The 8,562-nt window shown below is 40.4% G+C and carries 6 protein-coding genes; 2 read left to right on the forward strand and 4 right to left on the reverse strand.

What is annotated here, in order from left to right; translation table 11 throughout:
• Nucleotides 1-46 precede the first annotated feature (46 nt).
• Complete coding sequence (locus AB4298_RS03170; RefSeq protein WP_371985724.1) at nt 47-2,752, forward strand: bifunctional acetate--CoA ligase family protein/GNAT family N-acetyltransferase; 2,706 nt, start codon at nt 47-49, stop codon at nt 2,750-2,752.
• Between the two features lie 90 nt (nt 2,753-2,842).
• On the opposite strand, the gene AB4298_RS03175 is transcribed toward AB4298_RS03170, so the two are convergent.
• The 4 genes from AB4298_RS03175 to dmeF all read right to left on the reverse strand — a co-directional run bounded on the left by AB4298_RS03175 (nt 2,843) and on the right by dmeF (nt 7,355).
• Nucleotides 2,843-3,895, reverse strand: coding sequence for a GGDEF domain-containing protein (locus AB4298_RS03175; protein ID WP_371985725.1), 1,053 nt, complete (start codon nt 3,893-3,895; stop codon nt 2,843-2,845).
• 101 nt (nt 3,896-3,996) lie between these two features.
• Complete coding sequence (locus AB4298_RS03180; RefSeq protein ID WP_371985726.1) at nt 3,997-5,616, reverse strand: phosphoethanolamine transferase; 1,620 nt, start codon at nt 5,614-5,616, stop codon at nt 3,997-3,999.
• Between the two features lie 321 nt (nt 5,617-5,937).
• Nucleotides 5,938-6,357 carry a MarR family winged helix-turn-helix transcriptional regulator gene (locus AB4298_RS03185; protein ID WP_371985727.1) on the reverse strand — a complete coding sequence of 140 codons (420 nt, stop codon included), beginning with the start codon at nt 6,355-6,357 and terminating at the stop codon, nt 5,938-5,940.
• 29 nt (nt 6,358-6,386) lie between these two features.
• Nucleotides 6,387-7,355 (reverse strand): CDF family Co(II)/Ni(II) efflux transporter DmeF, encoded by a 969-nt coding sequence (gene dmeF, locus AB4298_RS03190; RefSeq protein WP_371985728.1) that lies wholly within the window; start codon nt 7,353-7,355, stop codon nt 6,387-6,389.
• 558 nt (nt 7,356-7,913) lie between these two features.
• Between dmeF and eco the strand changes: the two genes are divergently transcribed.
• Nucleotides 7,914-8,492, forward strand: a complete 579-nt coding sequence (eco, locus tag AB4298_RS03195) for a serine protease inhibitor ecotin (RefSeq protein WP_371985729.1) — start codon at nt 7,914-7,916, stop codon at nt 8,490-8,492.
• Nucleotides 8,493-8,562 lie beyond the last annotated feature (70 nt).

Genomic DNA, 8,562 nt, shown 5'->3' on the forward strand with positions numbered 1-8,562 from the left:
TTGGGCTCATGTAAACTCATAACATACTGACTTATCGGATAAGTTCATGAGCCAACGTACCCTTCATACTCTGTTTAAACCTAAATCTGTTGCCATCATTGGCGCGTCAAATAAACCCAAACGAGCGGGGAATGTATTAATGAAAAACCTGCTGTCTGGAGGTTTTTCAGGGCCTATTATGCCGGTAACCCCTAAATATGAAGCGGTATTGGGCGTATTAGCTTATCCAAACATAGAATCTTTACCTCTAAAACCGGATTTAGCCATTGTTTGTACCGCGGCGACTAGAGTGCCTGCAATCATTGAAACTCTGGCTCAATTTGGCTGCAAAGTCGCTATCGTGATGGCATCGGGCCTTGGTGATGAGTTAACCGAAGATGGTATAAGCTTACTCACTGTCACTCAGCAAACCGCTAGACGTTATGGCATGCGTATTCTTGGTCCAAATAGCTTAGGGATGATACTGCCAAACCTTGGGTTAAACGCTAGCCTTGCCCATACAGCTGCACTACCCGGTAAAATTGCATTTGTGTCGCAATCAGCTGCAATATGTACCACTGTACTTGATTGGGCGAATAACAAAGGCATTGGCTTTTCATCGTTTATTTCTCTTGGCGACGCCAATGACATTAACTTTGATGAGTTACTTGATTACCTAGGCAGAGACTCTAAAACCGATGCAATTTTACTTTATGTCGACTCGGTTAATGAAAAGCGTCACTTCTTATCGGCAGCGCGAGCAGCGTCGCGTAACAAGCCTATTTTAGTCATCAAGTCTGGTAGAAGTATTGAGGGGACCAGCGCGGCAAAACTTCACACTGGCGGTGTTGCAGGAAACGATGCCGTGTATGAAGCAGCCTTTAGGCGAGCGGGTATGCTTAGGGTAAACGATCTTATCGAGCTATTTGCCGCTGTAGAGACGCTAGCTCACTCTAGACCGTTACAAGGTGAGCGCCTTGGGATCATCAGCAACGGCGGTGGCCCTGCAGTGTTAGCGCTCGATGAACTTATATTAGGCGGTGGCAAACTACCCTCTTTATCCACTGAGATCTATCAAAGATTAAACGCCCTACTTCCTAAAAGTTGGTCTGGCCAAAACCCGGTAGATATCGGGGGGGACTCGGACGCACTGCGCTATGCCAAATCACTAGAAATTCTGATGGATAGTGACGATCTAGATGCCATTTTAGTACTGCACTCACCATCAGCTTTAGGCGAGAGTGTTGAGATTGCAGAAGCAATAGCTGAAACAATTGCAAAGCATCCGAACCGTAATAGAGTCAATGTCTTAACTAATTGGAGTGGTGAAGATTCTGCTTATGAAGCGCGTAAACACTTTTCAAAATCCCGAATTCCAACCTACAGAACACCGGAAGGCGCTGTGGGCGCGTTTATGCATATGGTTGAGTATCGTCGTAACCAAAAACTGCTCCAGGAAGTACCACAATCTATCCCCGTTAATGTTCCAGCTGATACCGCTACCGCAAGAACCAAGCTTCAACAAGCAATAGATTCTGGTAAAACTCTGTTAGAGACCCATGAATCCCGCGTGATTTTAGCGGCTTACGGTTTAAATACTGTTGATACTTGGTTTGCTAATAACCCAGATCAGGCTGTTGAATATGCGAAACAAGCCGGTTACCCAATTGCACTAAAAGTGCAATCACCTGATATTCATCACAAGTCAGACGTACACGGCGTAATGCTAAATTTAACCTCAGACTTAGAAGTTAAACAAGCGGCTAAAGCCATGATTGAACGCGTAATGTCACTTAACCCCGATGCAAAAATTGAAGGGTTAATCGTACAGAAAATGGCGCTAACCGCGGGGGCGCAAGAGATCCGTGTTGCCGTTGCCAATGACCCGGTATTTGGCCCTGCTATTTTGCTCGGCGAAGGGGGGTCCGAATGGGAACCAACTAAAGATGCCGTCGTTGCGCTACCGCCTCTTAACATGACACTAGCCCGTTATATGGTGATCCAAGCACTCAAGACTCAAAAACTTAGGGATCGCCATTTACCACTTGGGTTAAATATGAATGCGCTATGTGTATTGCTTACACAAATATCGCATTTAATTATTGATTGCCCTGAAATAGCGACCTTAGATTTAAACCCTGTTTTGTGCGCAGGCGAGAATATTACCTTGCTTGACGTTAATATTGGCCTTAATCCTGAACCTGTTGATAATGCCTCAAGGCTGGCAATCTCCCCTTACCCTAAAGAACTAGAAGAGATTGCTACCCTAAAAAATGGCAACCAAGTAATGCTGCGGCCGATTCTTCCTGAAGATGAACCTAAACATATGGCCTTTGATAATTCACTATCTGACGAAGACAGGTACAAACGTTACTTTGGCGTACGCTCGAAAATGACTCATGAGGAAATGGCGGTATTAACCCAGATTGACTACGCCCGTGAGATGGCTTTTATAGCCACAGCGTTAGGTGATGATGGCGAAGAAACCACCTTAGGTGCAATTAGAGCCTCAATTGACCCTGATAATACAGAAGCAGAGTTTGCCATGGCTGTACGCAGTAATTACCAAGGCCAGGGATTAGGTAAGTTATTACTTGAGAAGTTGGTGCGCTACTACAAACAAAATGACACCTTAGCCCTTACTGGGTTTACCATGTTTGAAAATAGAAATATGGCCAGCCTTGCTAAACATTTAGGCTTTACAGTGACATTTGATATGGAAGAACGTCTAATTAATATGCATATGGATTTAAAGCCTGCATCAAACGACTAACTTTAATCATCTCGCACTAATCTGTTAACTAAAAAGGCCACCAGCATAAGCTAGTGGCCTTTTTAGTATTCTTTATAGATAACTGCTTTACTAAATCGGCGTTTCAATAACGGGCTCGCCAACGACGCAATTGCGCCCAGATGACTTTGCGCGATATAAAGCTTCGTCAGCACGTAAAAAGTAGCTATCTTTATCATCTGTAGGCTTGAGTGACGCAATACCTACTGACACAGTAATATTGCCTAACGGTAGCTTTTTCTCTTTACCGATAGTTAAGTTACGCTCGGCAATTTTACGTCTAATATTATCCGCAACTTTTTGAGCGTTTAGATGGTTAGTTTGCGGCAGCAAAATTACGAACTCTTCGCCACCGTAACGTGCAACAAAATCAGCACCTTTAACCGAACTCTTCAATGCCTGAGCAACATAAGTTAATACCTTGTCGCCGATTAAATGTCCGTGCGTATCATTAAATTTCTTAAAGTAATCAATATCAATCACCAGCAAGCTACTTTCAAAGTTAGGCTGACTAAAACTATCAATATGGCTAATCACTTCTTGATCGAAAGCTCGGCGATTATGTAATGAAGTCAGCTGATCTGTCATCGCAACGGAACGAAGCTCGGCCATTTCGGACTTAAGAGCATCAACCTCCTGCGTCATACTATGCAGACTTTTATCCATTTCAAGATTCGTATTGATGATTTGTTCGAGCTCTAAGCTAACACCATCAACAAGCTTCTGCATGACGAGTTGATCTGGTTGTTCTTTTAAAGCAGTATCAAATTCACTCAGTGATTCAGAAAACCGTGACGTACCTTTTGTCATACTAGCAATTTTTGCAATTAAGCTGTTAATTAAAACTTGAGTTTCAATTTGGACATTTTCAATGACTTCAGAGGAGTTGACCTGAATATAGGTTTTATACAGGCTGCTACATACCTCAGGAGTAAACGCTAATCTGTTAGCTAAAAAACCATCAATTGCACGCTTTAGGTCGAGGTTAATTCCTTTATAGTATTCGTACCATACAGCGTAATTGTCAGGGGTAACAGGTATGTTCAACTCTGACATCTTAGGTACTGCATGGCGTAATATCTTTGCCGACAGCTCAGTTTCTGATAATTGCTGCGCCACATCCATAAATTAGTAACCCCTTATTGATATCCATACTTATCAATACTTTATACAAAAAAAGCCTGCTTAACAGCCTATTTTTACAGAAAGTCTATTATTAAAGGAGTTTATTTTCTGCAGCGAGCAAAAATATCAGTGCTCTGCCGGTAAACATCGCTAGTGACATTTAACAGACCCAGTAAACTATCAAATAGATTGTCATGGGAAAAACCACCGGACTTAGCATACTTATTCAAGCAACCTAAATCTAAATTGTTCTGTGTAGCAAAATCTTCAGAGAACCAACCCAAGAAAGGAATATGAGTTTGCTCTTTTGGTGCAAATGCATAAGGCGCACCGTGCAAATACATGCCGCTTTCACCTAAAGACTCTCCATGATCAGACAGATATAGCATAGCTGTATCAAATCTAGTTTCTTGCTGCTTTAGCTTATCAACTACCAATGACACAATATAATCAGTGTACAAGATCGTATTGTCGTAGGTATTTAACAGCTCTTGTTTACTGCAGTTTTGTATATCGCTACGCTGACAATCTGGCACAAATTTACGGTGACTTTCAGGGTAGCGCTGGTAATAGGTTGGCCCATGAGAACCAATTAGGTGTAATACTATCAAAGTGTCTTCTAGCTTTATTTGCCCTAATCTCGCCACTAACTCATCAACTAGTACTTCGTCATAGCAAGACTCACCATTGCACCATTTAGAATTATTGTTATGATCAATAACGATATTTTCAACGTGCTGGCATACTCCTTTACAGCCACTATCATTGTCTAGCCACTGTAATTGTATTCCTGCATGTTTTAATACGTCGATAGCACCGTCTTGTGCTTTCGCTCGACGTTCGTCATAGTTTTCACGACCCATTCTTGAAAACATACAAGGCAAAGAAACCGCCGTTGCAGTGCCACATGAGCGCGTGTCATTAAAGACAACTAAATCGTGCTTTTGAGTATGAGAGTTTGTCGGCTTGTCGTAACCGTAATAGCTATAGTTCATCGCACGAGCAGTTTCACCTACCAGTAACACAACTAGGTTAGGTTTCTTTTTTTGGCTAGAGTTATGAGCATCTAAACCCAATTGTTTGTATTCAAGTGGCGACTGTAAGTAATTAAGATTAACGAATTTAACCGTAGAACCGATAAAGTATGTTGGGATTATGGAGCGTTTGATTAAACTATTATTGCGGCCAAATGCTAAATAATTTTCATAATAAAATGCGGCAATAAGTAGAACACCACTAAGCATTGCTAGCATAAACAAGACTTTATGCAGTAGCTCTTTAGTAAAAGGTTTGTATGTAATATTAACTTTGTAAATCAATAACGCCGGGATCCCGCCTGTTATAACTAGATTGGCAATAGACACCCAATTGAGGTAAGTCGCAGCTTCAGCTTGGTTGGTTTGGACCATGTTTTCAATCATGCCATAGTCAAAAATAACGCCATATTGCAACTCAGCAAAGAAAACGCAAGATGACAGTATTGTCAGCCCAATAAAAAATGGCTTGGCTATATACTTGATGCTAAAAAGACTAAATAAAAATGACAGTATAAACACTAGAAAGAACGGAATCGTAGCTATAAACAGCATGTTGACGTTAGCTTGTTTATCGATCCCGTGCTTTACAATATTAAAGAATGGAATGTTGAACACGCAGACATAATAAAGCGCAAGAATAAAAGTAAATTGGATGCTGTTTAGATTTTTAAGACGTGATAGCACAGAATTGCTCACTTTAATTTGATGACGAGTAATAACGGTTTATGGCCTTCCTTGCCACTAGCCTTCAGTCGGCACTTTCGCTTTAATTTTAGCACCATAGGGCTGCGCTAAAAAGTGATTCGCTAGAAATAGCCGCTATTTCGTATCAAAACGTATCACTTAATGGCGATAAGATTGGTACCAAAGCTATGTCACTAAAAACATTTGGAGGATTTCAAATTGGAGTATGGCTTACTTTCTTGCTGAATTTGTAAGCCATTAAATGGTTAGGTTAAGCTAAATGGCCAATATACTGAGCAATCCAATGTGGGAGACAATCTATTAAAACTCTTTATTAATCCTCTCGAAAAATTCTAATAACTTAGCACGTTCACTATCATCAAACTTGGCCGTTAAATCTTGTGTTAGTTGCATATGCAACTTATCGTGTTCGGTAAACATCATATGACCATTTTCGGTCAGCTCAATTAAGATTGAGCGCCGATCATTAGCATGAGGTACACGCTTAACCAAACCAGCATCAACCATTTTGTCGACTTGAACAGTAAGCGTCCCCGTGGTCACCCCTATTTTTTGCGCAAGTTCTTTCATTCGCATTGGGCCATTCAGCCCTAATATTTCAACTGTATGTACTTGAGGCAAACTAAAGCCTTTATCTTTAACTACGGCCATCTCCCAAGATGATAACTTCTCATAAAACTCAATCATGGCATGATTTAGACTATCATCTTGGTTTTTCATTAGTTTATTTACTCTTATTGATAAGGCGTCTATTGTGCCTCAGCCACATGATTCACTTCAATAGTGACATGAGATAAGCGTTTAAAATAAGAAAGCTTATTTTTATAATATTCGACTCCTTTACCATCAGGGCTTTCAATGACAAAACTGGCGGCGTAGTGATCAGCACTGACTTTCCAAATATGTAAGTCCACCACTCGTGCTCCTTCTTGTTCAATACTGACTGTTACCTGATCAATATAAGATTGCTCAATACTCGCATCGAGTAACACTGGGCTTGTTTGCTTTAGTAAGCCCCATGCCCAACGACTAATAATAATACCACCGATGATCCCCATTAATGGGTCTAACCAAGTTAATCCAAAATATTTGCCCATTAATAGAGCTGCGATTGCCAGTACAGAGGTAAGCGCATCGGCAAGAACATGGAAATACGCCGCACGTAAATTGTGATCATGTCCGTGACTCTCTTCATGGTGGCTATGATGATCGTGATGTTCATGACAGTGGCCATGTCCATCGCCATGTGAGTGACCATGATGATCTTTAAGTAAAAATGCGCTTGCTATGTTTACAGCAAGTCCAATAAAGGCGACCAAAACGGCCTGATCGAATTGAATTTCATGGGGCTTAAATATTCTAATACCAGATTCAACCAACATCACCAGCGCCACAACCCCAAGCGCAATCGCACTGGTATAGCCGCCCAGAACACTCACCTTTCCCGTACCATATGAAAACTCAGCTGAATTGGCATTATTCCGTGCATAACGATAAGCAAAAAGTGTAATCATAAATGCCGCTGCATGTGTGCCCATATGCCAGCCATCTGCTAGCAAAGCCATCGAGCCATACATTGTTCCAGCTACAATTTCAGCTAACATAGTTACTATCGTTAGCAACAGAACATAAGCAGTATTTCGTTCACCTGCACTATTTAAATTTGAAAAGCCTTGTTTGTGCTGACAGTTAATTTGCACTTGCTCCCCCTTAAGCATAAAAATACCTTCTTTCCTTTTCTAATTATGTACGGTGTTACTCAGCACATAGCCTTATAACTACTATTTAAAAGCAACTTTGCCCAATTTCTGAATAATTAACTCTAGCTATATTGGCTCTTTCAACAAACTAGCAATGTTGACTAGCTTATGACGCAAAGGAGTCACACTCATTCAGCCTCAGTGAAGGAGTTACTTTGAAAAAAGTATAATTTGAACTTAGAGTAATTTGATCATCAAACAAAGTTTGAACCTGTCAGTACAGTATTTCAAGGAAAACTCGGGTTACTGTGATCGAGATCAATTTGTACTGAACAGCGGAATTAGCTAAATTTTTTGGATAATTTAACAGCGATACGAACTGTTTTTTGCTTGAGGATAGGTTAAAAGGAATGTTTTATTTAAACAGGAGGAAGAAGATAATCGTTTGAATTAAAATGTATTTTTTAGTTGAAAGTAAATAAAATTAAAAAAATACAATATTTTTTAACCCTTTTTAAAATCTAGGCCGTTCATATAGATATTGAATACGAACAATACTTTTATTTTGGAGAATTTATGACTTTATTCACTCAACGCAAAAATAAGTTTAGCCGTGCCTTGTTAGCAACTTCTTTAGTTTTTGGCGCTTTTTCTTTTAATGTGAATGCTACAAGTCCTACTCACCCGTCTGGATTGAATCAAAATATGATAACGACCCAAATGTATAGTGCTAGCAATTATGTTTCTATCAACGAAACCAAAATGTACCCAAAGCCTGCAGCCGGGCAAGAACAACACATTTTAACCCTACCAAAAATCGAGAATGAAAGTGATTACATGATAGAAATTGAGATCGGCCAAACACAAATGGTTGATTGCAATAAACATGGTCTGATGGGGGAGCTGAAACAGTTATCAGTTGAAGGTTGGGGTTACAATTATTATCAAGTAGACACCATAGTTGATGGGCCGAGTACGATGATGGCCTGCTTTGAAAAAGCGAAAACGGCTAAGTTTTTATCGATTAATGCCGATCTAGTACTTAACTATGATAGCCGTTTAGCAAAAGTATTTTACCTTCCGGAAAACAGCCAGTTGCGTTATCGCGTATGGAAAGTTGAAACTGAATTTAGCTATTCAGGCCAAACTAAGTAACCAACAATATACATTATGGTATTTTCGAAAGTTAGGCGCTAACAACGCCTTGCTTTCTGCTTTCTGCTTT

Origin of the sequence: Shewanella sp. 10N.261.52.F9, from assembly GCF_041471165.1 — a bacterium.
Taxonomy (GTDB): Bacteria; Pseudomonadota; Gammaproteobacteria; order Enterobacterales; family Shewanellaceae; genus Shewanella; species Shewanella marinintestina.